Raw genomic sequence first — 23,942 nt, 5'->3', positions numbered from 1 at the left:
GTGTCAACAGAAGCGCTGGGCCCGCCGGTGCGAATGACGGTCTCCGGGGTGACGGTAGATCTTTGCTCGACAGGGGATGTACTTGCCGAGGCAGCTCGTCGGCCGGTAGGCAGGCCGCTCGTCGTCGGCTCGGTGAACCTGGATCATCTGCATCACTTCGGAGCCGGCCGTTCCATTCCTGACTGCGCCCAGCTCGGGCCGCAGCTGAATTGGTTGATGCTGGCCGATGGTGCGCCCATCATGGCGCGCGCGAGGGTCAGGACCGGACAGAAATGGCCGCGGCTCACCGGTGCCGACTTACTGCCTCTTTTACTGGAACAAGCGACCCGGTTGGGACAGCGCGTCGGGTTTCTGGGCGGACTGGCACAGACGCACGAACAGCTGCGCGCAGTGATCGATGATCGCTATCCAGACCTTGCGGTCTCCGGCTTCTGGGCACCGGACCGTAGCGATCTCACCGACCCGACACACAGCGCGGCCCTCGCCCACAGCATCGCTCTCGCGGGCACTGACCTTCTCGTGGTAGGGCTTGGAAAACCTTTGCAGGAGTTGTGGATCGCCCGTCACGGTATCGCGACGGGCGCCGCGGTGCTGCTGGCTTTCGGTGCGTCCGCGGACTTTCTTGCGGGGGCCGCCGTGCGCGCACCGCAGTGGATGCGGCGCTGTGGTTTGGAATGGTCCTACCGGTTGGGCCGTGAACCGCGGCGGATGGCCCGCCGATACCTGCTCCAGGGGCCGGCAGCACTGGCGCGGTTACGGAAAGCGGAGATCATGCCCGGCAATCTCGGCGCGCGCGGTAGCTAGACCCCATGCATAATGCTCGCGAAATGCTCAGCCATCCGTTCGGAACTGAACTCCGTCCGCGCCCGCTGCGCTCCTGCCTGCCCCAGGGCGCGCGCGCGGACGGGATCCTGGGCCAATTCGACGATCGCGCGAGCGAAGGCGCCGGGGTCACCGGGCGGCACCAAGATGCCCTCAACGTTGTGACGCAGGTAGTGCGATATCCCGGGATTTCCGGTCATCACCACCGGTCGGCCGCTAGCCATCGCCTCCAGTACCACGGTGAGGCCGGAACCGGTAATCACGTTGGGCCGCACCGCGATCGCCACGATAGAAGAGCGCCGGTACAAGTCGCGCATCCGCCCGTAGAGACGTTCGGTGCGCAGTGTGACCACCTCGGGCGGCGCGTTCACTGGCAGAGCCGTCGCCAATTCGAGGCGCAGGCCGGGGCAGCGCTCGCGGGCGGCAAGCACCGCCGCGACCAGAAGTGCATGATCGCGGTGCACGTCCTCACCCGCGCTGACCACCAGGGGAGCGGTCGCCTCCGGCCACGGTTGCTCACAATAGAAATCGGTATCGATGCCCACCGGCGCGAAGTGCAGCCGCGCATCGTCGACACCCCAGGTTCGGGAGAGCAGTTCGACCTGGGGAGGGGACTGCGAAAACACCGCCGCACTGCGCGCCAATGCGTACTGTGCGAGCCGCCGCTGGATGGGCGGGGTATCCGCGGGCGCGGTCAGCCAGCCCACTCCGGTCACCACCGGCGGGCTCATACCGATACGCGACGCGGCCGCCGCGGGTACCCCGGTGCGTTCGTCATAACAGAAGACGATGTCGCTATGGCGCCGTGCGTTCCGGTCGGCCACGGTCTCCAGGATTTCCAGGTCACCGCTGCGGTAACGAATCTGGCCGGCAATCCGCGCAAGACGAGGGGCAACCGCGAAGTCGCTGAAAGTCGGTGTCACACCGTAGTTGGCCAACCGGTGCAATCCATAGGGCGTGCGATCGGGCACCTCGTCGACCCGGTTCCTGGCCTCCCATTGCGAAGCCGAAACGCTCTGCGACAAAGCCACATACGCGCGCAAGTTTTGGTTCGGTTGCATTGTCCCCATCCCGTACCGGCGCAAGGTATCACATGACCGACGAGCGTACCGAAGGTTCCGCCGTCACCGAGCCGGCCTCAGGGCGCCGCATTGCCGGCGCGGTGGCATGGCAGCTCGGCGGTCGCGTGCTGGGCACACTCGCGTCCATCGCGGCCATCGCGATGACCACCCGTGCCCTGGGCCCGGTGTCTTATGGGCATCTCAATACCGCGATCTTCTATGTCGGCTTGTGGACCAGCCTGACCGAGCTGGGTATCGGCGTGGTGATCGTGCGACGGGTCTCGGCAGGTGAGGGCAATCTGCAGCGACTGATCGGAATCAATCTTGCTTTCTCACTGAGCTACTGCCTGCCGTTGGCCGCGATAGCCGCCGCGACGGGCTGGCTGCTGTACTCGGACCAGCCAGAGGTGCAATCGATGCTGCTGATAGTCAGCGCCGGCCTCACCCTGACCACCCTCTCGAGCTGCCTCAACCCCATATTTATGTACTCGGTACGGTTTTCGGCAGTGGCGCTTGCCGACACGTTGTCGCGTATCGCGATGCTGTTGGTCACGATTGTGCTGGTTGTGGTTGGTGCCGAACATGTTTGGTACACGTTGCCGCAAGTCGCCGCCCCAGCGATGCTGCTGTTGGTGCAGGGCATCGCGGCCCATCGCATCACTCCGCTGCGAATCGTGCTGTCGGCGAGAGAAACCTGGGAATTGGTGCGCGAGAGCCTGCCGCAGACCATGGTGCTCATCATCGGGGTTCTCTACTGGCGGATCGACGGCGTGATCCTGAGCCTGCTGAGCACGCCCGCGGAGGTGGGCCGGTATGGCTTGGCGTATCAGATCGCGTTCACATTCTCGTTGATGGGGAACTTCTTCTTGGGCGCCACCTTGTCGACAATGGCAGGGTTGTTCGCGTCCTCCCGGGAGCGGTTCGCAGCCTTCATCCAACGATCGATGGGTCTGATGATGGCGATCGCGGTACCCATCGCCGTAGTCGGGTTCTTTGTGGGGCGTGACCTTGTCGCGCTGCTGGGTTCGGAGCAGTTTGTCGACACCTCGAATCTGGTGATGCCGCTATTGCTCGTCGCCGTCGGATTGACCTTCCTCACCGGTACCGTCAGCCAGGCCTTGTTCGCCGCCCATAATCAGGCATTCCTGTTGCGTCTCAATGTGTTCAATCTTGCCGGCAACATCGTCCTCAATGTGGTGCTGATACCGCACCTGGGCTCACGCGGCGCCGCTATCGCGCTGGTAACCAGCGAGGTGGTGGGCTTGGTTGTCGCCACTATCAGGCTGGCCGGCTGCAGCGGATATCGCACACCGTGGGCATTTTTGCTTCGCTTGGCCCTGCCGACCCTGGCGGCGATCGGTACCTTGGTGCTTGCCGCGCAGTGGTTGCCCTCGCTGATCGCGGCGCTGATCGCCGCGGGCGTCTACGTCGGAGTGAACCTCGTGGCGGGCCCGGTACATCTGCGGGATGTGCGCGAAATTCTTCGTAAGGACGCGGTGGACGGGTAACAGACGTGGGTAATAACAGGAAGAAAGAACTCAACCGTGCCTATCTGCCGGCTCCAGGTGCCGATGAGGCGCACGGCGGCACGGCCGTGTGTGTCGTGGCGTATCACCGACCCGATCTGCTTGACGACTGTCTGCGATCCTGTCGCACACATCTCGCGGATCTTCCCGTGTACGTGTGGGATAACTCCGAAGCGGACTTTCCCGGTATGCACGATCTTCGGATGTCCTATCCCGAGGTGAGCTGGCACGGTACGGGCGAGAATCTGGGTTTCGCGGCCGCCGTCAACCGGCTAGCCACGCTCGCCAGGGGCGCACATCTGTTACTGCTGAATCCCGACGCGGTGGTCAACGGGTCACTCGGCCAGACACGCGCGTGCTGTACACAAGGTGTCAAGGTGGCCGCGGCGGCGCCGCTGATCGATGCTGGCCCCGCCGAATCCCGTGAGCGCCCGTGGGACAACGCGCATCGAGCGCCCAGCCTGGTGCGCGCACTCACCTCGCGTGCCGGCTATGCACCCACCCTGCGGGGCCGCGCGATCTCCGAGCTGTACCCGGCACCGCCCGCCGATGTCGACGGGTACCTCACCGGCGCTTGCCTTTTGATCAATCGGCGCGCCTGGAACGAGATTGGCGGTTTTGACGAAGAGTTCTTCCTGTACGGGGAGGAAGCCGATTGGCAACAGCGCGCGCGGTCAGCGGGTTGGCGTCTGGTGCTGGTCGATGAACCGGGTGTCACGCACAGTGCGAAGGGCACAGTCGCCGGGGATCATCAGCGCAGCATCCGGTCCGACGATTTGCTGCGCGCCAACATAGCGTTGACCCTCGAGCATGTGAAGGGTGTGCGCACCGCCGATCTCTATCTGGCCGGGACATCGGTGCTCGACCGTGTCCAGCCTGCCGCGCGCCGCGCGCGTGCGGCCAGAACCGCCCCGCGTTCAGAACGCCCCCAGGTGGTGTTGACCACCAATCGGTTGGTCTACGGCGGGGCCGAACGCCAACACGTCCTGCTGGCCACCGAACTGGACCGGCGTGGATATTCTGTGACCATCGCCTGCATGCAGCGATTCGGACCATTGGTATCCGAAATCCCTTCCACGGTGCGGGTTGTCCGCCAACCCTGGTGGTATCCCAGCTTCGAGGTCGACGCTGGGCCTGCCATCCTGGTGTCGGGCGATACCAACACCGAGACCGGTTGCGCCACGTTGTGGCGAGCGTCCGGCCGAGAGCGCACCTGGCTGGTGGCGGCGCATATCCCACCCGCGTTGGACACCGGAACCTACTCGGCGCCACTAGCGGCGGCCATGACGAGAGCCGATGGCTTTATCGCGTTGTCCCAGCGACATTGGGACGAGGTATCGGCGCACCAACGGGTCGGCACCCGGTTTTTCACCGCCCCGAACGGCGTTGTCAGCAGGGCTGACCTACCTGAGTGCGCTCCGCACCGCCCCGAGCCGAGCGGCCCGGTGCATTTCGTCATGCTGTCGCGCATCGTGGAACACAAGAACCCGCATCTGCTGGTGGAGGCGCTGAGCGGGTTGCCCGAATATGACTGGAAACTGTCCATTTTCGGCGATGGGCCCGACCGCGAGCGGCTCGAAGCCCGCACACCCGATGCGGTCCGCGACAGGGTGCACTGGCGTGGGTGGTCGCCCGGGCCGGAGCACGCGCTGGCAGATTGCGATGTGCTGTGCGTGCCGAGCCGCAGCGAGGCATTCCCGCTGGTGATCTTGGAAGCCATGGCCCGCGCGGTACCGGTCATGGGCTCCGCCGTATGTTCGGTGCCCGACATGTTGGCCAACGGCAGCGGCGTGGTCGTAGATCCCATCGATGTCGAGTCCTGGCGTACCGCACTCAGGGATGTTCTTGCCGCCCCCGCGAACGTAACAGCGCTGGGGCGTCGTGGATTTGACCGAATGCGCGAGCTTTACACGATCGAAACCATGGCGGACGCGTACGAGCGGGCCTTCACCGCGGTACTGAGGGACTGATATCCACATGAGGATTCTCTGGTTGTCGCCCTGGATGCGCCCCCTGGCCCGCGTCCAATCCGAGGCCCTGCAAGATCTGGGCGCATCGGTGTTGTTGGTGACTACCGACCAGCATCCCGAGTCCGGTCCGGCCCGCGATTACGAACTGGTCCTGGAACCGTCGCTGAAGCGACCGGCCGGTTGGGCCGCTTGGACCCACGCTGTACCGAAAATCCGTGCATTTCAGCCCGATGTGGTGATCAGTGAGCTGGTGCGCGACCCCCGATGGCAGATGTTCGAGCGCAAGCGGCCACGGTTACTGCTCATCCACGACGATCAGCCGCACGATGTGTCCGAAGAACGCCCACGGTGGAAGGATGTGGTGTTCCGGCGATGGGAGGCAGGTGCGGTACGGCGGGTGGCGTTCAGCGACTATGTCGCACGCTCCATTGCTGCCCATGCGCCATCCCCGGTCGATGTGGTGCCACTGACGAGTGATCTCGATCCGAGCCGGGTACCGGGGTTCGCACCCGCGGCGCGGCGGCGCGATTTGGTTCTGGTCGGCCGTCTGTCCGGTTACAAGAACATCGAGCTGATCCTGCGTGCCTGGCACACCCACGTCGCCGGACCCGCGTGGCGCGGAGACCAGCTGGTGATCATCGGCGACGGCGCCTTCGCCGGTGCGCTTCCTGAATCAGTGCGCTGGATTCGCGGCCGCTACAGCTACAGCGATGTGCTGCAACGGCTTTCCACCGCCAAAGCATCGATTGTGCACTACCGCCAGGCCTCGCAAAGCGGGGTGCAGACGCTGTCGATGCAGCTCGGAGTGAACGTCATTGTCTCCGCTGAGGGAGCGCTGCCGGAATTCCAACCTCCCGGAGAGACACCGCTGGACCGCGATGACGTAGCTGGCCTGTCCGCGGCGTTCGACCGGCACGCCGATCCCGAGACCGCGGCACGCCTGGGCGCCGCGGCACAGGAGCACTACACACAGAATTTCTCCGCCGATCATGCCGCCGCCAGGCTGCTAGCGATCTGTGAGCGACTTCCACGTGCGCACTAGTTGGGACTCCCAATGCGCGATGTCGAGCCCACGCACCGTCTCGCGTCCGGCCAGCGCCAACGCGCGACGTGCCTGCCGATCAGTGCTCAGCCGGGTGATGGCTGCCGACAGGGCGTCGATGTCACCGGGCGCGACCAAGATCCCGTTCTCGTTGTCGCGTACGACTTCGGCGATCGACCCGACAGGTGAAGTGATCACAGCGACCCCGGCCGCCATGGCTTCCAGGAGCGCCATCGGCAGTCCCTCGGCATAACTGGGTAGCACGAAAATATCTGCGCTGCGCAGCAGTTGGGCGCCTGCCGCGGCATCGAGCCAGCCGTGGACCGTAATCGCGTCGGCGACACCATTCGATGCCACGGCGGCGCGGGCCTGCTCCACCTCGCCGTCGCCCGCCAGATGGATATGCAGCAGTGCCCGCACATCCGGCGTCAGTGTGGCTGCCGCCTCGATGATGTCGTAGGTGCCCTTCCGTCGGCCAAGCCTGCCCAAACTCGCTACCGATACCGTCCCGGCTTCGGAGACGGCGGGCTGATCCGGAATACGCACCGGGTTCTGGAGCACAACAATTCGATTGGGGTCGAGTTGAAGACAGGCCGCGTATTCATCGGCGAGCCCGCGCCCCAGGATGATCCACCGATCGGCACGCAATGCCCAGCGCACTGCCCGCCGCACGGCTGTCGGCCGCTGCCGGTACCACCCGGCGAAGTCGAAGCTATGCGCGTGGATGAGAGCCGGTACCCCACGGATTCGGGCGGCCCAGAGCGGCAAAGCCTTACGCGCGACACTTCCGCCATGGCCGAGATGAACATGCAGGACGTCGACCTGACCGGTGAGAACCAACCATGACGACAACAGCATGCCGCGCACGCCAACCCACAACCATCGCCACCGGCCCGCGTCGACGTAGGTGGGCACCACGCGCACGGTCACATCCGGATCAGTCAATGCCGCCATATGCGCCATCACGGTAGCCATGCCACCCCGGCTCTCGGGTCCCGCCGGGGCTGGCCCAATCGCCAGTACGCGCACGGGTGCCGGCGCCGAAGGGGAGTTGAGCACGGCCCAAGTGTAAAGCTCAACGCCTAGGTATCGTTCCTCGATGTGACCAAGAGTCGGGCCGCGGGCAACCGCCGCGCCACCTGGGTGCGTGGGGCGCTGCTGACCGTGCTGATTCTGATAGCTGCCGGGGTCCTGGCTCGTGACTCCAGCAAGTTCATATACGCAGGCGCCGTGGACACCGCTGCGCGCCATCTCGATACCGGCCCACTGGTGCCCGGCGCCCTCGATGTCCAGTGGTGGGTGCGCGATCACCCCGACGACCCGCGCGCGGCGGCAATCCGGGACCGGATTGCGCGGTACCCAATAGCAATGTGGGCCACCGGCGATCAAGAGGACGACGACCGCAACATCGGAGATATCGTCGCGCGGGCACGCAGCGCCGGCGGCACCGCACAATTGGTGTTGTACAACATCCCGGATCGGGACGACGGCTTCTCCGGACCGCATCACGCCGTCACCCGCGTGGTGTACCAGGCTTGGATCGACCGGGTGTCTGCGTTGGTGTCAGACACCTCGATGGTGTTGATCGTTGAGCCCGACGCGCTGTGGTTCGCCGATCGGCAGTCGTTGGAGGGCACTGATTTCGGCGATCGTATTCGTGCGCTGCGTTACGCGGTGGATACCTTCTCGGCTCGCAACCCCAACGCACGCGTCTACGTCGAGGCCGGAACCTCGTCCGGCTCGGTGACCCCGGAGAGGATGGCAGCACTGTTGGCCAAGGTCGGTGTTTCCGATCGGGTGGGCTACGCCGTCAATGTCTCTTCCTTTGCGCCCGTGTACGAAATAACCCGCTACGCGCAGCGCATCAGGGCCACATTGCAGCGATGGTTCGATATACGGGATCCCCGCTATGTCGTCGACACATCACAAAATGGCAGTCCGGACTGGAACTTCGACTGGTGCAACCCCGCCGGCCGTACGCTGGGTTCACCGCCCGAAGTCCTGGGCCGTCCCGACGGATTGGACATGAACCTTTGGATTCTGGCGCCGGGTAGCTCAAACGGACCCTGCGGTGCCGCGCCCGATGCTCCTGGGGGACAATTCAATCCGGCGCTGGCCACCGCGCTGCTGCGCTAGCACAACCCCGTCACCCAGCGTCCCTCCAGTTCCGGAAAACGCAGGCGCACTTCAGGGTATAAATCCGGAAGGGTGAGCAGAACGCTATCGGGCCGCGCGCTCAGCAGTTCCGCGGGCGACATGATCGGTATGTCGGTGCCGGGCATCCGGCGGCCCTGTTTAGACCGAGAAGCGTCGGCGACCGCGGCCACCATTTCTGTCGTCAACCCGGCCCGGTGAAAAAGCGCCACGGCACGCGACGGCGCTCCGTACGCGTACACGGTTTCACTGGCTAGACGCCTTTCGGCCAGCCATGCGACCAGGCGCGTCACCTGTGCGTCGACCGCCTGCTGTAGCGGCGAAAGTCCACTATGATCGACTGCGCCGCTTATATTTTCGTACTCGATCAGCTGTCGCACTGACTGTGGCATCGGATGCGCGCCGTGTCGCGCCGCCACCAGGAGAGTGCCGCCGTACAGGTCGAATTCCCATACCGCCACCGCAGACATACCCGCATCGGCGAGCATCCGGGTCAGCGCGGTCAAAGAATAGTAGGCGAAGTGCCCGTGCCGCAGAGAGTTCCATTGTCCGAGCTCCAAAATGGTAGCTATCGAATGAAATTGCAGGAGTAGCAGGCCTTCACGACGCGTACGGCGGGCCCGCGTTGTGATTGCCTGTGCCTGATCCGCCTCGTGCATCATGCCGAAACTATCCAGCACGAGGTCTGCTGGACCCTGGGATTCGAAGTCAAATCCCCTGGGAATTACCAGATCAAGCCAACTACCGCCGTGCGGGCTGCTGAACTCGTACACAGTGCGCCCGGTGAGCAGACCGGCATCGCGCACCCGGCCAACCGCGTCCGCCGCTTGGTCTCGGAGGGCCTGCGGTTCCACCGCCCTTGGCTCTTCGGTATCGGTGTCGTCGGCCTCAAGCTGGGCGAGCGCACAGTCCGCGCACAGTGCCATCGCCAGGGGGTGCACCGCGTCTTCGGCGGGCGGGCTGACGGCGAGCGGGAAGAAGTCCGCGGCAGGTACGCTGCCCAGGTCCAGAACCCGGTGTAGACGGCGGCTCCCGCAGTATCGGCACGTGATCACCATTGGCGCCCTCTTGATCGCGGGGTACGGCAGGATGGTGTTGTGCGCATCCACACCACCGAGATTGACGGCGTGCTGCTGATGGAACCCACGCCGCACCACGACGATCGCGGGTTCTTCACGCGGACCTTCGACGCTACGACGTTTGACGAGTACCACCGCGAAGCTGGCAGCGTGGTGCGTGCGGCCGACTTTCTCCAGGACTCCCAATCACGTTCTCGGCAGGGGGTGTTACGCGGTCTGCACGGTAGGTCCGGGCAGGGCGAGAGCAAGCTGATCCGGTGCGCCCGCGGCGCGGTTTTCGACGTGCTGGTGGATGCCCGGCCCGGATCAACCAGCTTCGGCCGTTGGCAGAGCTTCACTCTCGACGATTCCACGTTCGCGCACCTATTCGTCCCGGCCGGCATATTGCATGGCCATCAGGCGCTGACAGAGTGGGCCGACCTCTGCTACCGGATCGATCGGCCGCACGACCCGACCGAGGATGTCTCGGTCGCCTACGACGATCCCGATCTCGGCGTCGTCTGGCCGCTGCCGGTCACCGTCATCAGTCCCAAGGATGCCGCCGCGGGCAGCTGGGCGGATCTCACCGGACGGTGACCCGCTCACCGGGCGACCGGTCGCAGGCTGTCGTCGACAGCACCGGACTCACGCAGGTTCTTCAGATGGGCCAGCCGGGTAAACGACTGGCGGAACATCGATTCGGTGAGATTTCCGGCTACGCACTGTTCGTAGAGCTCCCGGGCTCCCGCGGCGATCGACCACTCTGCCCGGTAACCCGGCAGTGCCGCGCGGATGGCGGAGAAGTCGACGCGGTAGGACCGGGGATCCGCACCGGTCTCGCCGGTGATCGCCAGGGTCGAGTCCGGCACCGCAGCGACGGCGGCCTCCGCGATCTGAGCGACTGTCTGATTGTTTTCCTCGGTGCCGACATTGAACGCCGAGCAATGGATCACATCCTGCGGGGCGGTGAGACATTCGATAAACGCCGTGGCGATATCGCGGGCATGGACCAGCGGGCGCCACGGTGTGCCGTCGGAGAGCACGCGGACCTCGCCGGTCAGAACTGCGTTACCGACCAGGTTGTTCAGCACGATATCGGCGCGAAGGCGCGGCGAGTAGCCGAATGCCGTGGCGTTACGCAGGAATACCGGTGAGAACCCCGAGTCGGCGATAGCGGCGACATCGTCCTCCACCCGCACCTTGCTTTCCGCGTAGGGCGTCAGCGGCTTGAGTGGAGCGCTCTCATTCACCAGATCCTCGCCCGCCGAGCCATATACCGAGCAGGTTGAGGCGTACAGGTATCGCCCGACACCGGCCTCCTTGGCCAACCGGGCCAGTCGCACCGAGGCGTGATGGTTGATGTCGTATGTGAGGTCGGGCGCCAACGCTCCCAAGGGATCGTTCGACAGCGCCGCGAGGTGGATCACCGCGTCGAAACCTGACAGCTGGTCGACCGTCACATCCCGCAGATCCACGGCGATCGAGGGCGGGTCTACCAGTGCGGGACCAAGCACGCATTCGGCGAAAAGGCCCGAATCCAGGCCTACCACCTCGTGCCCGGCTTCGGCGACCATCTGCGACATGACGGTGCCGAGATAGCCCTGATGGCCGGTGATGAGAACCTTCACTGCCCTGCTCCTATTGAGATTGTGGCCTTCTCCAGTACGAATGCTTCGGCGTAGCGGTGGCGGCACTGCACACCGCGCACACGCGCCAGCGCCAGAAAGGTCTCGTGGTCGAACCAGTCGTGCTGTCGCTGCGAGGGGTAATGCGCACAGATGAGATCGGCCTTACTGGTGGCGATGTCATCGCGCAGCGGCTGGAACACCGTCGGCGTGGGGGTGTCGGTTTCCCACTTGATGATCTCGTAGCCGAGGATCAGGTGGTCACGAAACTCGGTGGGCGCGAGCGTGGCCAGCAGCCGGTGATCCTGATGTGCGTCGTGGCGCTGCGGAGCGAACACCACCGCAGCTGCCGACTGCCGGCGAAAACTGGCCAGGGCGCCCTTGACCTCGTCCCAATGTGCGGGGGTTCTACCGTCGGGAAATTCGAGTATGTCGACGGTGACCTCTGCGCCCGGGCACAGGGCGCTCAAGGCGGCGCGCTCCTCGGCTTCGCGTTGGGTGCCGCCCCCGGTGAGAACCAGCGCACGCACTCGCAGACCGGGGTGGCGTGTTGCCAAAGTCAGCAGCGTGCCGCCCGTGCCGATCGCGATGTCATCGCAATGCGCTGCCAACAGTGCGATTTCGTCGACAGCACCGGTGCCGAGCTCAATCACGCGGTGGCCGATTCCTGCTCCCAGACCATCCAGGGCCGCACGCCCTTGCGGTACCCCTCATCGAGCTCGGCACGTTCCTTGAATGTGTCGGCGGGCTTCCAGAAGCCGCTGAATTTGTACCCGAACATCCTGCCTTCCTTGGCCAGCGAGCCGCAGGCGTCTTCGACGAGGTCACCTCCCGCGGGCAGGTAGTCGAACACATCCTGGGAAAGCACGAAGTAGCCGCCGTTCTCCCACATGTCGAGCTTGGACACGGCGGTGATGTCGGTGATGGAGCCGCCGTCGTTCACATCCACTGTGTGGAAGGAGGATTGCGGTGGAACCAGCAGCATCGACGCGGCGGCGCCGGATTCCTCGAACTTCGCCACCAGATCATCGAGGGGAGCGTTGGTGAGAACATCGGCGTAGTTGGCCAGGAAATAGGGGTCGCCATCGAGATGATGGCGGACGCGACGCAATCGTTCACCGATGGGGGATTCGGCCCCGGTGTCGGCGAAGGTGATGGTCCAATCCGCGATATCGGATTTGAGCAGTCGCACCTGCCCCTCGGCAAGCACGAAGTCGTTGGATTGCGCTTCGTTGTAACTGAGGAAGAAGTCCTTGATGGCCTCAGCGCCGTATCCCAGACACAGGATGAATTCTTTATGTCCGTGGTGCGCATAGTATTTCATCACGTGCCAGATGAGCGGACGGGGTCCGACCATTTGCAGGGGTTTGGGGATCACGTCGCCGGCCCCGTTGCGCATGCGCATTCCGAAGCCGCCGCAGAAAAGCACGACCTTCATACCGATGCTCCTTCGGGCTCGACGTGGGGCTCGACGACATGCAAGCGGGGCAACGGATAGACCAGCTTCCCACCCCACTCGCCGATATGCCGTAACTGCCGGGTGATTTCGACTTCCAGATTCCAGGGCAGCACCAGCACCACATCGGGCTTGTCTTCATCGATGCGGTCGGGGGAGTGCACTGGTATGCGAGTGCCGGGACTGAACATGCCTTGCTTGTAAGGATTTCGATCGACGGTATAAGCAAGCAGGTCGGTACGAATACCGCAGTAATTCAGCAACGTATTGCCTTTACCCGGGGCGCCATAGCCGACGACAGACTTTCCCTCGGCCTTGCAGGTAAGCAGGAACTGCAAGAGTTCCAGGCGGATTCGTTCGGTCGTTTCGCGAAATCGCTCGTATCCGGACATCTCGTGCAGACCGGCACGCCGCTCTAGTTCTAGGACCTGGGCCACCGATGGCGCGATCTCGGGACTGCATGCGCGTGGTCGTGCCCAGATTCTGATCGAACCACCATGGGTATCCAATAATTCGACGTCAACAACTTCGAGATCCGCTACAGCAAGCGCTCTTTGGGCCGCCAACACGGTGTAGTACTGGAAATGCTCGTGATAGATGGTGTCGAACTGGCCGAGCTCAATGAGGTTGAGCGCATGATGCACCTCGATGCTCACCCACCCGTCGTCGGCGACCAGCCCCCGCAGTGCCCGGGTGAAGCCGCGTAGATCGGGGATGTGTGCGTAGACGTTGTTCGCGGCAACGAGCCGTGCCGGGCCGTGCTCGGCCCGGACCTGGGCAGCGGTGTCCTGGTCAAGGAAGGCGGTCAAAGTCGGGACGCCCTTGGTGCGCGCGGCCTGTCCGACGTTGACCGACGGTTCGATACCCAGGCAGCGGATACCTGCGGAGACGGCGTGCTGAAGGAGGTAGCCGTCGTTACTGGCTACCTCGATGATGAAGTCGTCATGGCGATCGGGAGACAGTTCCAGTCGCGCGATCGAGTCGGTGACATACGAGCGCGCATGGTCCACCCAGCTGTCCGAGTATGAGGAGAAGTACGCGTACTCGGTGAAGTTCTCCTCGGGGCTAATCAGCGCGGGAATTTGCAGCAACATGCATTCCTGGCATAGCCGCAAGTGCAATGGGTAGGTCGGCTCCGGAAGATCAAGCTCGTCGGTATGCAGAAACTTCTGGCAAGGCGGGGTAGCGCCCAGGTCGACTACGCTGACCAGCTCCGTTGAGTCGCACAGGCGGCAGCGCACCGGTATCTCCTTCGCCAGCTATGTGGAGTACGGATGTCTCCAGACCCGGCGATAGGTTACCCGGTTCTTGGTCCTACGGCGACCAGCGGTTCGCGATCAGGTTGAAACCGATGTCCTTGGTGTTCTGCATGGCCTCGTACAGGCGGTAGTAGGAGATGGCGCTGATCCGCCATTTCCCGTCGGCATCCCGGCGGTAGCGGTCGGTGTAATAGGAGGTTCCGGTGATCAGGACGTTGTGCCCCGGGACGATGACGACATCGCTCATGGCCCAACTCCCCGTGGCGGTGTCACCCTCCACCTGAATCTCGGGGTGGCTCATGGTGTGCACGCTGGTGATGTCGGTGGTCAGTGATGAGCTCATGTACTCGACAACCTCTGTGCGCGAGGTGAACTCGAGGGGAGCGCCATGTACTGCGGTGCCATAGGTCGCCTGCACATCCTCGGTGAGCGTGTCGGCGAATTCGTCCCACAGTTTGTTGTCGAGGGTGCGGGCGTAGCGGTATTTGAGCTCGGTGATCTCGTGGATGTCGACAAGGGTTTCGGGTGTCGGGCGCGGCATGCAGCCAGTCTTAGCACGCCCGGTCCCGGCTGTGGCCGATCTTGCGGCCTTCAAGATCATCCCTGGGCGGGAAGTTGCGAATACATTTGTCCTATTACGCCTCAACATGCCTCAACCGCCCCGAAAGAGGTGCCCATGAACGCATTGACCCGTCTTGTCGTGGCCCCCGCAGTGGGGGTGGCGGCCGCGGTTCTCCTCGGATTCGGCGCCTCCGTGGCGGCGGCCGAGCCGACTCCGCCGCCGCCCGTTCCCGGTTCACCGAATGCGCCATCGCACGGGTCCCTGGTCGACCAGCCGAACGATTCTGGGGATACCGGCTGGGGCTACCTACCGGACGGCGCCGGTGCTCAGTGTCAGAACGCCTGGGTGGTCTGCGGCTCCGATGACAACCCACCCGTGTCCAACTTGGGGCCCGGCTCCGACGACGCGGGCGGCTGGGTGAGTGCACCCGATCAGACCGGTGCCGATTGCGACAACCCCGGGGTGAATTGCACCGACGTCAGCTAGTGCTGATGGCCTGCTCTGTGCTGGTGCCCTCGGTGAGATTCGAACTCACACTGCACGGGTTTTGAATCCGTTTCCTCTGCCAGTTGGGATACGAGGGCCTGCGTTACCGGCGTTTTGGTGACCACCGGCCAGTCGCGCGATCTCCCACCTTAAGGGATGGCGCTCGTCACTTTCACCAGGGTATCGCCGTTCACACGATCACATGCGTCACAATAGTCGCCATGACCGGCCCGCAGAACACCGAACCGGCGGCACCCGCACGCCGCGTGCTCGTCGCTGAAGACGAAGCTCTCATCCGCCTCGACCTGGTGGAGATGCTCCACGAAGAGGGCTATGACGTGGTGGGGCAGGCGGGTGACGGGCAGGAAGCCGTGGACCTCGCCGAGCAGCTCAAACCCGATCTGGTGATCATGGACGTGAAGATGCCCCGGCGCGACGGCATCGACGCCGCATCCGAGATCGCCACCAAGCGCATCGCTCCGATCGTCATTCTCACCGCGTTCAGTCAGCGCGACCTCGTGGAGAAGGCTCGCGATGCCGGCGCCATGGCATATCTGGTCAAACCGTTCTCCAAGACCGACCTGGTGCCTGCCATTGAGGTGGCGGTGAGTCGTTTCGGCGAGCTCACCGCGCTGGAGAAGGAAGTCCAGACGCTGGCCGACAGGCTGGAGACCCGAAAGCTGGTCGAGCGCGCCAAAGGCATCTTGCAGTCCACCCAGGGTTTGACCGAGCCCGAGGCGTTCAAGTGGATTCAGCGCGCCGCGATGGACCGCCGCACCACCATGAAGCGGGTGGCCGAAGTCGTGCTCGAAACGCTCGATACCGACGCGCCGAGCTGAAACTCGGGTAAGCACTGCGCGCCGCCGCCCGGTTGGCTATGTTTTCTGATCAGCGTTTCGGCCAGTCAGCCCCAGCGATTCGGAGGTAGTCGTGCGTGCACGCGCGAGTGTGTTCATGCTGGGGGCGCTCACCCTGGCTCTGGCGGGATGTCACGCCGGCGCCCAATCGGACGACTCCAACCAGAGTCATCTGAAGATCGTCCCGCTGGTACAGATCGCGCAGGACGGATCCGAGGTTCCCGCGTCCAACACGCAGTCGGCCGCCGACCCGGCCGGTGACGGCAAAGCCCAGTGCGCCAACGTCACGCTGGCGACGGCCGGTGCGCTCAACGGGCCCGACTCCGCGCTGGGCACCAATATCCGCAATGGTGCGCAATTGGCCATCGATAAGCACAACGCCGCCAATCCCGGATGCCAGATCAAACTTCGCGAGTTCGATACCGAGGGCCTGCCGCAGAACGCGAGCAACATCGCCCCGCAGATCATCGGCGACCCGGCCATTCTCGGACTCATCGGTCCCGCGTTCTCCGGAGAGACCAAGTCGACCGGACAGATTTTCAGCGAGGCGGGTTTGGTCTTCACGACCGGTTCCGCCACCAACGTGACCCTCACGCAGCAAGGCTGGAAGACCTTCTTCCGTGGCCTGGCCAACGATGGGGTACAGGGCCCGGCCGTTGCCAATTACCTCAAGAAGACGCTCGGGTACAAGAAGATCTGCGTGGTCGACGACAGCACCGATTACGGTTCCGGGCTGGCCAACGCCGTCCGCGGCACGCTCGGAAACGACTGCAATATCTCGGTGAAAAAGGGCGATAAGGACTTCTCCGCGGCGGTCACACAGCTCAAGAATGCCTCCCCGGATGCGGTGTACTTCGGCGGCTACTACGCCGAGGCGGCGCCCTTGGTGCAGCAGCTGCGTAATGCCGGAGTCACCGCCGCCTTCGTATCTTCCGATGGCACCAAGGATGTCGAGTTCGTGAAGCAGGCGGGTGACTCTGCCAAGGACGCCCTGCTGTCGTGTCCGTGCGGGCCCGCCTCGAACAGTTTCGCCAAGGACTACACCGCCAAGTTCAATCAGGAGCCGGGCACGTACAGCACCGAGGGATACGACCTGGCGACGATCCTGGCCAAGGGAATCGACGCGGGAAAGACCACGCGGGCGGGACTACTTGACTGGGTCAAGAACTATCAGGGACAGGGCGTGGCGCGCGAGTACAAGTGGAACGAAAACGGGGAGCTAACTTCCACACTTATCTGGGTATATAAGGTCACGTAACACATTCGAGGGGACTAGGCTCAGCCGCAAATGATTTCGGGGTGGATGGCACATACAGGTGTGCAGGCCGGCACAATTTCGTTCGATCTGCACGGACTATGGGGCAGCATCGGACAGCTGACGATTGACGGTTTGGCGTGGGGTGCCATCTATGCGCTGGTCGCGGTTGGTTACACGCTGGTCTTCGGGGTGTTGCGACTTATCAACTTCGCCCATTCCGAAGTGTTCATGCTGGGCATGTTCGGGGCGTACTTCGCCCTCGATGTGGTGCTCGGCTTCTCGCCTGGCGGCAATGCCTACAACAAGGGCGTCTCACTGACCGTGCTGTACCTGGGTGTCGCCATGCTCATCGCCATGGCGGTGTCCGCTACCGCCGCGCTCGGGTTGGAGGCGGTCGCCTACCGGCCGCTACGGCGCCGTGGTGCGCGCCCACTGACCTTCTTGATCACTGCCATCGGCATGTCGTTCGTCATTCAGGAATTCGTGCACTGGATATTGCCGAAGATTGCCAAGGGGTACGGGGGCAGCAACGCGCAACAGCCGATCATGCTGGTGACCCCGAGGCCGGTATGGACCTTCGGTCCGTTCGATGTGAGCGGTCACCACATTCCGTTCCAGGCCACGATCACCAACGTCACTGTCGTCGTAGTCGCGGCGGCCCTGGTGCTGGCCTTCCTCACGGACGTCGCGATCAACCACACCAAGTTCGGCCGCGGCATCCGCGCCGTGGCGCAAGATCCCACGACGGCGACCCTGATGGGCGTTTCCCGGGAGCGCATCATCATGACCACGTTCATCATCGGCGGCCTGCTCGCCGGGGCCGCGGCGCTGCTGTACACGGTGAAGGTGCCGCAGGGCATCGTCTACTACGGCGGATTCCTCCTGGGGATCAAGGCGTTCTCGGCCGCGGTGCTCGGCGGCATCGGCAACCTGCGTGGCGCACTGTTGGGTGGCTTGATCCTGGGCGTCATGGAGAACTACGGCCAGGCTCTGTTCGGCACCCAATGGCGCGATGTCGTGGCGTTCGTGCTGTTGGTGTTGGTACTCATGTTCCGTCCCACCGGCATTCTCGGTGAGAGCCTAGGGCGGTCGAAGGCATGAGCGCCGCACGTGCCCTGGCACCGGGCGATGCGATCCGGCGATGGTGGTCCGAGCTGGCCCGTCCGATGCAATGGGTCTACGGAATCGTCGGATTCGCCGTGCTCGCGCTGCTACCCGTCTGGAAGATCCCGTACCTGGACACACCGAACACCAGTTTCGGCGGAGTGATGGCGCAGTTCGCGATGGTTGCGCTTATCGCGATAGGACTCAATGTCGTTGTGGGGCAAGCGGGTCTGCTCGACCTAGGCTATGTCGGGTTCTACGCGATTGGCGCCTACACCGTTGCCCTGCTCACCAGTCCGGACAGTCCGTGGAATCGGATGGGCACATCGGCATTCTTCAGCTCGGACTGGGCGTGGTTGTCGTGCCTGCCCATCGCCGTGGCCATCGCGGCGTGCTTCGGCTTGATTCTGGGCACCCCCACGCTGCGGCTCCGCGGCGACTATTTGGCCATCGTCACCTTGGGTTTCGGCGAGATCATCCGGCTGCTCGCCGATAACCTCGACGTCACCAACGGTCCTCGCGGCCTGCACAAGGTCGCGTACCCGCATGTGGGGGAGCAGCACGTCCATGGTGGAGTCTTCTCCAGCGCCAATTCCGGCGGTCATCTCAATTACGGCGTGTGGTGGTACTGGCTGGGCCTTTGCCTCATCGCAGTGGTGCTGGTGCTGATGGGCAATCTCGAGCGCAGCCGGGTGGGCCGTTCATGGGTGGCTATCCGCGAGGACGAGGACGCCGCCGAGATGATGGGGGTTCCCACTTTCCGGTTCAAGCTGTGGGCGTTCGTCATTGGCGCCAGTATCGGTGGACTGTCGGGCGCTCTGTATGCCGGCCAGGTGCAGTATGTGGCGTCGCCGACCTTCAACATCATCAACTCGATGCTGTTCCTGTGCGCCGTCGTACTCGGCGGGCAGGGCAACAAACTCGGTGTGATCGCCGGTGCGTTCATCATTGTCTACCTGCCGAATCGTCTGTTGGGGGTGCAGGTGCAGGGAGTCGATCTGGGCAACCTGAAATACCTGTTCTTCGGGCTGGCGCTGGTGGTGTTGATGATCTTCCGCCCGCAAGGGCTGTTTCCCGCGCACCAAAAGTTGATGGCGTACTGGCGCAGAACATCTGAGCGTCTGGGCGCCAAGAAGACTGACGAAGCCGAGGCCCCGGCATGACCAAGCATCGCGACAACAGCCTTGAGGACGAGCCGGATTCCGCCGACGTGATCGAGACGGTGGAGGCAGCCGAACCTGACGACGTGCCGGCACCGGATGACCCGGGCGAGACCGAGGTCCTGCTCGAGGTCAAGGAACTGACCCTCAAATTCGGAGGATTGCAGGCGCTCGACGGGGTAAGTTTCGATATCCGCCGCGGCGAGATCCTGGGTCTCGTCGGCCCCAACGGCGCGGGCAAGACCACCTGTTTCAACGCCATCACCGGGATCTGCAAACCGACATCGGGCAGTATCGTCTTCAACGGCAAGCCGCTGCGCCGGCTGCGCCGCCATCAGATCACCCGCCGCGGCATCGCCCGCACCTTTCAGAACATCCGTCTGTTCGGTGAGATGACGGCGCTGGAGAATGTCGCGGTGGGAACCGATGCCCGCCATAAGACATCGGTGCTGGGAGCGTTGTTGCGTACCCCGCGGCACCGTCGCGAGGAGCACTACGCCGTCGATGTGGGGATGGGCTTGCTCGATTTCGTCGGCATCGCCGATGTGGCGGACGTGAAGGCCAAGAATCTGCCGTACGGAAGTCAGCGCCGGCTTGAGATCGCACGCGCGCTGGCCACGGAGCCAAAGCTGCTCTGTCTGGATGAGCCGGCGGCCGGCTTCACACCCAGCGAAAAGGAATCGCTGATCGAATTGATCGAGCGTATCCGGGATTACGGGTACACCGTGCTACTTATCGAGCACGACATGAAGCTGGTCATGGGCGTCACCGACCGCATTGTGGTGCTCGAATTCGGCAGAAAGATCGCCGACGGCCTGCCTGCAGAGGTCAGGAATGATCCCGCCGTCATCGAGGCCTACCTGGGCGTGGCCGATGAGGAATTTCACGGTCCCGGATGGCTCGATTCGGCCACAACCGATTCTGAAAGCGAGAGGTAGATGCCTCCCGTACAGCTGAAGCTCAACAACGTTGGCGTGCACTACGGTCCCATCCAAGCGGTGAACACACTCTCCTTCGATGTGCGCGAGGGCGAGCTGGTCACACTGCTGGGTTCCAACGGGGCCGGCAAGTCGACCGCCATGCGTGCCATCTCCGGACTGGTCCCGCTCAGTTCCGGGACCATCTTCTTTGAAGGCCAGGACATCTCGAAGATGAAGGCGCACAAGCGCGTCAGGGCCGGTATCGTGCAGGCGCCGGAAGGCCGTGGGATATTCCCGGGCATGACGGTCGCAGAAAATCTCGAAATGGGCTGCTACGGGCGGCGATTCAAATCGCGCGCGGAACGGCGTGAACGTATCGACTGGATCAACGCGTTGTTTCCGCGATTGGCCGAACGTAGGCATCAACCTGGTGGCACGCTGTCGGGCGGCGAGCAACAGATGCTATCCATTGGACGTGCGCTGATGGCCAGGCCCAAGATCCTGTTGCTGGACGAACCGTCGATGGGTCTGGCACCACTGCTGATCACGAAGATCTTCAACATCATTGAGGAGATCAATGCCTCCGGGACCACGGTGGTACTGGTCGAGCAGAACGCCCAGCAGGCGCTGAGCCGTTCGGATCATGCGTACATCCTGGAGACCGGATCGGTGGTCCGCTCCGGGCCTGGTCGAGAACTGCTGCAGGACGACAGCATTCGCTCCGCCTATCTGGGCGTGGTCTGAGGATCCACGGTCTTATCCGCGGACCGTTCCCACGGCCAGGTCATCAATGCCCACACCATGAGTACCAATGCGGTCGCAACAGCCACGTACCACGGCCAGGGTCCCATCACGTCTAACAGGCTTGCCGTCGAGGGCTTTCGGTTGAGAAATCCGTAGTTGGAGCCGGCGATAGCGTTGAACCCCATGGTGATGATCACCCAGGCGATGCTGACGGCGACCACCATTCGATAGCTGCGCCAGGTTGGTCGCATACCCCGGCCCCAGGTGAGGTAGATCGCGGCCCAGACGACCAAGAGGTGAATCGACCAAAAAGCGAGGAACCCCAGGCCGGGGAAGTCCGGGCCCGTCAGGACCGGAGAGATCAGCGCTTGGCTGCTCAGCACCAGTCCCCAGTAGTACGTCAACGCGAACGCCCAATGTCGCTGGGACCACAGGGCATAGGCGCAGACCATGGTTGCCAGATCGGTGAGGCGCAGCGGCAGGGACACCTCGAGGCGCGGCGGATGTAGTCCTGCCACCAGTATCGCGCCGTAGATCACGGCGGTGGTGGCACCCAGGACCCGGCCGAGCATGCGGGCTTGGGTATCAGTTTGCCTGCGCCCCAACCACACCAGGGCGACAGCACCGCATCCGAACAGTGCCATGGCCGCCAGGTGAGACGGGCCATACTGATGAAACTCCCGTAGTGCGACGGATGCCATCACGTGAGGCTATCGCCAGATAGTTACCCGCAGAGGACGTTACCGCGCGACGATCACTGACGAACCATTGCCGAATAGACCCTGGTTGGCGGTGATACCGACCCGGGCACCCTCTACCTGACGGTCCCCGGCTTGTCCACGCAACTGCCAGGTCAGCTCACACACCTGCGCGATGGCCTGTGCCGGGATGGCCTCGCCGAAACACGCCAGGCCCCCGGAGGCATTCACCGGAACCCGGCCTCCGACCGTGGTGGCGCCGCTGCGCAGCAGCTGTTCTCCCTCACCCTTGGGGCACAGACCCAGGTGCTCATACCAGTCCAGCTCGAGGGCCGTCGAAAGGTCGTATACCTCGGCAAGGCTGATGTCCTCGGGCCCGATACCGGCTTCGGCGTAGGCGGCGTCGACGATCTGGTCCTTGAACACTCGCTCCGGCGCCGGCACCACCGCGGTGGAATCGGTTGCGATATCCGGCAATTCCGGAAGGTGCTGTGGGTACTTCGGGGTGATGGTCGCGACCGCGCGCACCGACGGGACACCTTCTACCGAGCCGAGGTGCTTCTTGGCGAAATCGGCGCTCGCCACGATGAGGGCCGCGGCACCGTCGCTTGTCGCACAGATGTCCAGCAGCCGCAACGGATCCGACACCACCGGGCTGGCCAGCACGTCCTCGACCGAGGACTCCTTGCGGAAACGGGCGTTCGGGTTGTTCAGGCCGTGCCGCGAGTTCTTCACCTTCACCTGGGCGAAGTCCTCGGCGGTCGCGCCGTACAGATCCATCCGCCGCCGCGCGAGCATCGCGAAGTACACGGGGTTGGTGGCACCGATGAGGTGGAACCGTTGCCAGTCGGGGTCAGCCTTGCGCTCACCGCCGACAGGGGCGAAGAAGCCCTTCGGAGTGGTGTCGGCCCCGATCACGAGCGCCACATCGCAGAACCCGGCGAGAATCTGCGCGCGGGCGCTTTGCAACGCCTGCGAGCCGCTGGCGCAGGCCGCGTAGGTGGAACTGATGGGCACGCCGTTCCAGCCGAGTTTCTGAGCGAACGTCGAGCCGGCGATGAATCCCGGATATCCGTTGCGAATGGTGTCCGCACCGGCAACGAACTGAATTTGACGCCAGTCCAATTCGGCATCCTGCAGTGCGGTGCGCGCAGCAGCGACGCCGTACTCGGTGAAGTCCCGTCCCCACTTGCCCCATGGGTGCATCCCCGCACCGAGGATGTAGACCGGATCCGGGGTGCGGCTCATGCGGAGACCTTCTTCCATGCGTAGACCAGGCGCTCAACGCCGTCGTCGTCGGTGTAGAGCGGTTCCAGCGCAAGTTCCATGGCCTGACCGACCTTCAGGTCGGCAGCACCGGTACCGGTCACCACCTTGCCGAGCACGATGATGCCCTCGGCAGCCAGCTCGACTGCCGCGATGGCGTAGGGCTGGTACGGGTCGCAGGCCGGATAGGGCGGAGGCGGAGCGTACTGATTCTCCGTGTAGCTCCAGACCGTGCCACGCGAGGAGAGCGGCACCTGATCCAGGACATCGCTGTCGCATGCCGGGTTGGGGCAGTTGTTGGCACGCGGTGGAAAGACGATGGTGGCGCAGTGCGTGCACTTGCCGCCGATCAAATGCGGCTGGCCGGATTCATCGGTATCGAACCAGCCGTCGATGGCGGGCGCTTGGTCTGTAGGCACCCGGTCAGATTACCCATGCCGATCAACGAATTGAAACGTGTGTCAGTTCAGTGGGACATTGAATGTCCGATGGCAGGCTTACCCTGGTCTTATGGGTATCGCGTTCAACCATACGATCGTTCATTCACGAGACCGCGATGAGTCCGCGCGGTTCTTCACCGACGTCTTCGGCCTGTCCGCCGCGCAGGAATTCGGGCACTTCCTGAATGTGGTGCTCGAACACGGCGGCAATCTCGATTTCGCGACCATCGCGGCCGCCGATATCACCCCTCAGCACTATGCCTTCTTGGTCGATGAGGACGATTTCGACGCGATCTACGGACGCATCGTCGATCGCGGCCTCGAGCATTGGGCAGATCCGCGTGCCCAGCATCCGGGCGAGATCAATCACCACGACGGCGGTCGCGGGGTCTACTTCCGCGACCCCTCGGGTCACTATCTGGAGATCATCACCCGGCCCTACGGATCAGGTGAGACATCGGGGTCTTAGGTACT

25 protein-coding genes and 1 tRNA gene are annotated in these 23,942 nt (G+C 63.8%); 14 read left to right on the top strand and 12 right to left on the bottom strand.

Annotated elements, in window-relative coordinates:
- Nucleotides 1–804, top strand: coding sequence for a WecB/TagA/CpsF family glycosyltransferase (locus tag ABG82_RS14135; RefSeq protein ID WP_131676210.1), 804 nt, complete (start codon nucleotides 1–3; stop codon nucleotides 802–804).
- Here the strand turns inward: ABG82_RS14135 and ABG82_RS14130 are convergent.
- The gene (locus ABG82_RS14130; protein ID WP_052510892.1) at nucleotides 801–1,883 is read right to left on the bottom strand and encodes a glycosyltransferase family 4 protein; all 1,083 of its coding nucleotides are present in this window, start codon (nucleotides 1,881–1,883) and stop codon (nucleotides 801–803) included. The genes ABG82_RS14135 and ABG82_RS14130 overlap by 4 nt on opposite strands.
- Before the next feature lie 32 nt (nucleotides 1,884–1,915).
- Here ABG82_RS14130 and ABG82_RS14125 point away from each other — a divergent pair, with 32 nt between their 5' ends.
- Genes ABG82_RS14125 through ABG82_RS14115 form a run of 3 tightly spaced genes read left to right on the top strand, consistent with a single transcriptional unit; the run spans nucleotide 1,916 to nucleotide 6,421 of the window.
- Nucleotides 1,916–3,391: a flippase gene (locus ABG82_RS14125; protein ID WP_043075708.1), complete on the top strand. Its 1,476-nt coding sequence runs from the start codon at nucleotides 1,916–1,918 to the stop codon at nucleotides 3,389–3,391.
- 5 nt (nucleotides 3,392–3,396) lie between these two features.
- The gene (locus tag ABG82_RS14120) at nucleotides 3,397–5,379 is read left to right on the top strand and encodes a glycosyltransferase (protein ID WP_043075709.1); all 1,983 of its coding nucleotides are present in this window, start codon (nucleotides 3,397–3,399) and stop codon (nucleotides 5,377–5,379) included.
- A 13-nt stretch (nucleotides 5,380–5,392) separates the two neighbouring features.
- Nucleotides 5,393–6,421: a glycosyltransferase family 4 protein gene (locus ABG82_RS14115; protein WP_174544365.1), complete on the top strand. Its 1,029-nt coding sequence runs from the start codon at nucleotides 5,393–5,395 to the stop codon at nucleotides 6,419–6,421.
- Here the strand turns inward: ABG82_RS14115 and ABG82_RS14110 are convergent.
- A complete protein-coding gene (locus tag ABG82_RS14110) occupies nucleotides 6,386–7,480 on the bottom strand; it encodes a glycosyltransferase family 4 protein (protein ID WP_043075711.1) in 1,095 nt (364 codons plus the stop codon). The genes ABG82_RS14115 and ABG82_RS14110 overlap by 36 nt on opposite strands.
- 42 nt (nucleotides 7,481–7,522) lie before the next feature.
- Here ABG82_RS14110 and ABG82_RS14105 point away from each other — a divergent pair, with 42 nt between their 5' ends.
- Nucleotides 7,523–8,557, top strand: coding sequence for a glycoside hydrolase family 6 protein (locus tag ABG82_RS14105; protein WP_043075712.1), 1,035 nt, complete (start codon nucleotides 7,523–7,525; stop codon nucleotides 8,555–8,557).
- On the opposite strand, the gene ABG82_RS14100 is transcribed toward ABG82_RS14105, so the two are convergent.
- Nucleotides 8,554–9,684, bottom strand: a complete 1,131-nt coding sequence (locus tag ABG82_RS14100; protein ID WP_308213273.1) for a class I SAM-dependent methyltransferase — start codon at nucleotides 9,682–9,684, stop codon at nucleotides 8,554–8,556. The genes ABG82_RS14105 and ABG82_RS14100 overlap by 4 nt on opposite strands.
- Here ABG82_RS14100 and ABG82_RS14095 point away from each other — a divergent pair.
- Nucleotides 9,673–10,230 carry a dTDP-4-dehydrorhamnose 3,5-epimerase family protein gene (locus ABG82_RS14095; RefSeq protein ID WP_043075714.1) on the top strand — a complete coding sequence of 186 codons (558 nt, stop codon included), beginning with the start codon at nucleotides 9,673–9,675 and terminating at the stop codon, nucleotides 10,228–10,230. The two genes, ABG82_RS14100 and ABG82_RS14095, sit on opposite strands and share 12 nt — an antisense overlap.
- A gap of 5 nt (nucleotides 10,231–10,235) precedes the next feature.
- Here ABG82_RS14095 and ABG82_RS14090 read toward each other — a convergent pair whose 3' ends face one another.
- From ABG82_RS14090 to ABG82_RS14070, 5 genes are all read right to left on the bottom strand, one after another.
- Nucleotides 10,236–11,261 carry an NAD-dependent epimerase/dehydratase family protein gene (locus ABG82_RS14090; protein WP_043075715.1) on the bottom strand — a complete coding sequence of 342 codons (1,026 nt, stop codon included), beginning with the start codon at nucleotides 11,259–11,261 and terminating at the stop codon, nucleotides 10,236–10,238.
- Nucleotides 11,258–11,911 carry a PIG-L deacetylase family protein gene (locus ABG82_RS14085; RefSeq protein ID WP_043075716.1) on the bottom strand — a complete coding sequence of 218 codons (654 nt, stop codon included), beginning with the start codon at nucleotides 11,909–11,911 and terminating at the stop codon, nucleotides 11,258–11,260. Before ABG82_RS14085 ends, ABG82_RS14090 begins: the two co-directional genes overlap by 4 nt.
- Complete coding sequence (locus ABG82_RS14080) at nucleotides 11,908–12,696, bottom strand: glycosyltransferase family protein (RefSeq protein WP_043075717.1); 789 nt, start codon at nucleotides 12,694–12,696, stop codon at nucleotides 11,908–11,910. Before ABG82_RS14080 ends, ABG82_RS14085 begins: the two co-directional genes overlap by 4 nt.
- Nucleotides 12,693–13,955, bottom strand: coding sequence for a class I SAM-dependent methyltransferase (locus ABG82_RS14075; RefSeq protein WP_043075718.1), 1,263 nt, complete (start codon nucleotides 13,953–13,955; stop codon nucleotides 12,693–12,695). Before ABG82_RS14075 ends, ABG82_RS14080 begins: the two co-directional genes overlap by 4 nt.
- A 73-nt stretch (nucleotides 13,956–14,028) precedes the next feature.
- Nucleotides 14,029–14,514 carry a nuclear transport factor 2 family protein gene (locus ABG82_RS14070; protein ID WP_043075719.1) on the bottom strand — a complete coding sequence of 162 codons (486 nt, stop codon included), beginning with the start codon at nucleotides 14,512–14,514 and terminating at the stop codon, nucleotides 14,029–14,031.
- Nucleotides 14,515–14,649: 135 nt separating this feature from the next.
- On the opposite strand from ABG82_RS14070, the gene ABG82_RS14065 reads away from it, so the two are divergent.
- Nucleotides 14,650–15,021, top strand: coding sequence for a hypothetical protein (locus ABG82_RS14065; protein ID WP_043075720.1), 372 nt, complete (start codon nucleotides 14,650–14,652; stop codon nucleotides 15,019–15,021).
- 21 nt (nucleotides 15,022–15,042) lie between these two features.
- On the opposite strand, the gene ABG82_RS14060 is transcribed toward ABG82_RS14065, so the two are convergent.
- Nucleotides 15,043–15,119, bottom strand: a tRNA-Leu gene (locus ABG82_RS14060).
- 123 nt (nucleotides 15,120–15,242) lie between these two features.
- On the opposite strand from ABG82_RS14060, the gene ABG82_RS14055 reads away from it, so the two are divergent.
- The 6 genes from ABG82_RS14055 (at nucleotide 15,243) to ABG82_RS14030 (ending at nucleotide 21,064) form a co-directional block, all read left to right on the top strand.
- The gene (locus tag ABG82_RS14055) at nucleotides 15,243–15,860 is read left to right on the top strand and encodes an ANTAR domain-containing response regulator (RefSeq protein WP_043075721.1); all 618 of its coding nucleotides are present in this window, start codon (nucleotides 15,243–15,245) and stop codon (nucleotides 15,858–15,860) included.
- Nucleotides 15,861–15,951: 91 nt separating this feature from the next.
- A complete protein-coding gene (locus ABG82_RS14050) occupies nucleotides 15,952–17,136 on the top strand; it encodes a branched-chain amino acid ABC transporter substrate-binding protein (RefSeq protein ID WP_078343203.1) in 1,185 nt (394 codons plus the stop codon).
- 30 nt (nucleotides 17,137–17,166) lie between these two features.
- Complete coding sequence (locus tag ABG82_RS14045; protein WP_043075722.1) at nucleotides 17,167–18,237, top strand: branched-chain amino acid ABC transporter permease; 1,071 nt, start codon at nucleotides 17,167–17,169, stop codon at nucleotides 18,235–18,237.
- A complete protein-coding gene (locus tag ABG82_RS14040) occupies nucleotides 18,234–19,403 on the top strand; it encodes a branched-chain amino acid ABC transporter permease (RefSeq protein WP_043075723.1) in 1,170 nt (389 codons plus the stop codon). Before ABG82_RS14045 ends, ABG82_RS14040 begins: the two co-directional genes overlap by 4 nt.
- Nucleotides 19,400–20,338 carry an ABC transporter ATP-binding protein gene (locus tag ABG82_RS14035; RefSeq protein WP_078343202.1) on the top strand — a complete coding sequence of 313 codons (939 nt, stop codon included), beginning with the start codon at nucleotides 19,400–19,402 and terminating at the stop codon, nucleotides 20,336–20,338. The genes ABG82_RS14040 and ABG82_RS14035 overlap by 4 nt, the downstream gene beginning before the upstream one ends.
- Complete coding sequence (locus ABG82_RS14030) at nucleotides 20,339–21,064, top strand: ABC transporter ATP-binding protein (protein ID WP_043075724.1); 726 nt, start codon at nucleotides 20,339–20,341, stop codon at nucleotides 21,062–21,064. It abuts the gene before it with no gap.
- Here the strand turns inward: ABG82_RS14030 and ABG82_RS14025 are convergent.
- Genes ABG82_RS14025 through ABG82_RS14015 form a run of 3 tightly spaced genes read right to left on the bottom strand, consistent with a single transcriptional unit; the run spans nucleotide 21,046 to nucleotide 23,447 of the window.
- A complete protein-coding gene (locus tag ABG82_RS14025; protein ID WP_043075725.1) occupies nucleotides 21,046–21,765 on the bottom strand; it encodes a YwaF family protein in 720 nt (239 codons plus the stop codon). The two genes, ABG82_RS14030 and ABG82_RS14025, sit on opposite strands and share 19 nt — an antisense overlap.
- Before the next feature lie 39 nt (nucleotides 21,766–21,804).
- A complete protein-coding gene (locus ABG82_RS14020; RefSeq protein ID WP_043075726.1) occupies nucleotides 21,805–23,010 on the bottom strand; it encodes a lipid-transfer protein in 1,206 nt (401 codons plus the stop codon).
- The gene (locus ABG82_RS14015) at nucleotides 23,007–23,447 is read right to left on the bottom strand and encodes a Zn-ribbon domain-containing OB-fold protein (protein ID WP_043075727.1); all 441 of its coding nucleotides are present in this window, start codon (nucleotides 23,445–23,447) and stop codon (nucleotides 23,007–23,009) included. The genes ABG82_RS14020 and ABG82_RS14015 overlap by 4 nt, the downstream gene beginning before the upstream one ends.
- A gap of 91 nt (nucleotides 23,448–23,538) precedes the next feature.
- On the opposite strand from ABG82_RS14015, the gene ABG82_RS14010 reads away from it, so the two are divergent.
- Entirely contained in the window at nucleotides 23,539–23,937 is a 399-nt protein-coding gene (locus ABG82_RS14010; protein ID WP_043075728.1) for a VOC family protein, read from the top strand.
- The last annotated feature ends 5 nt before the right edge of the window (nucleotides 23,938–23,942 follow it).

It is taken from the genome of Mycobacteroides immunogenum (genome assembly GCF_001605725.1).
Lineage (GTDB): Bacteria > Actinomycetota > Actinomycetes > Mycobacteriales > Mycobacteriaceae > Mycobacterium > Mycobacterium immunogenum.
This window is presented reverse-complemented; position numbering and strand designations above follow the sequence as displayed.

Coding starts and splice junctions, on each gene's coding strand:
- ABG82_RS14130 (WP_052510892.1), bottom strand. CDS start 1,883: ATGCAACCGAACCAAAACTTGCGCGCGTATGTGGCTTTGTCGCAGAGC.
- ABG82_RS14125 (WP_043075708.1), top strand. CDS start 1,916: ATGACCGACGAGCGTACCGAAGGTTCCGCCGTCACCGAGCCGGCCTCA.
- ABG82_RS14080 (WP_043075717.1), bottom strand. CDS start 12,696: ATGAAGGTCGTGCTTTTCTGCGGCGGCTTCGGAATGCGCATGCGCAAC.
- ABG82_RS14070 (WP_043075719.1), bottom strand. CDS start 14,514: ATGCCGCGCCCGACACCCGAAACCCTTGTCGACATCCACGAGATCACC.
- ABG82_RS14065 (WP_043075720.1), top strand. CDS start 14,650: ATGAACGCATTGACCCGTCTTGTCGTGGCCCCCGCAGTGGGGGTGGCG.
- ABG82_RS14055 (WP_043075721.1), top strand. CDS start 15,243: ATGACCGGCCCGCAGAACACCGAACCGGCGGCACCCGCACGCCGCGTG.
- ABG82_RS14045 (WP_043075722.1), top strand. CDS start 17,167: ATGATTTCGGGGTGGATGGCACATACAGGTGTGCAGGCCGGCACAATT.
- ABG82_RS14040 (WP_043075723.1), top strand. CDS start 18,234: ATGAGCGCCGCACGTGCCCTGGCACCGGGCGATGCGATCCGGCGATGG.
- ABG82_RS14035 (WP_078343202.1), top strand. CDS start 19,400: ATGACCAAGCATCGCGACAACAGCCTTGAGGACGAGCCGGATTCCGCC.
- ABG82_RS14030 (WP_043075724.1), top strand. CDS start 20,339: ATGCCTCCCGTACAGCTGAAGCTCAACAACGTTGGCGTGCACTACGGT.
- ABG82_RS14025 (WP_043075725.1), bottom strand. CDS start 21,765: ATGGCATCCGTCGCACTACGGGAGTTTCATCAGTATGGCCCGTCTCAC.
- ABG82_RS14020 (WP_043075726.1), bottom strand. CDS start 23,010: ATGAGCCGCACCCCGGATCCGGTCTACATCCTCGGTGCGGGGATGCAC.
- ABG82_RS14010 (WP_043075728.1), top strand. CDS start 23,539: ATGGGTATCGCGTTCAACCATACGATCGTTCATTCACGAGACCGCGAT.